This is a genomic window from Achromobacter sp. GbtcB20 (assembly GCF_019091095.1).
GTDB lineage: Bacteria > Pseudomonadota > Gammaproteobacteria > Burkholderiales > Burkholderiaceae_B > Achromobacter > Achromobacter mucicolens.
Genome location: NZ_JAGXJZ010000962.1, coordinates 1 through 231, shown reverse-complemented (window position 1 = coordinate 231; position 231 = coordinate 1). Strand labels below are relative to the sequence as shown.

The following is a 231-nucleotide window of genomic DNA, read 5'->3' as shown; positions in this document are numbered from 1 at the left end:
CACCCGTGGGGCGGCGGGGGCCCCCGGGGCCGCCGCCATGCCCGCGACGAAGACCAGCGCCTGCTATTGGGGCCGCGCGCCGACCGCGTGGCGTCCCGGTTCGTCCTGGCGCAGGTGGCGCAGGCGCTGGCGGCCGCCGCCGGCTGGGGCTACATCGATCCCGCCCACAGCATTCCCCCCATGGTGGCGCTGCTGGGCATGAGCAGCCCCCGCGCCATATCCATAGCCGGG

The 231-nt window shown here is 77.1% G+C and carries 1 pseudogene; it reads left to right on the top strand.

The window, feature by feature from the left end:
- Window positions 1-231: pseudogene (locus tag KVT32_RS31840) on the top strand (hypothetical protein); the annotation flags it as partial.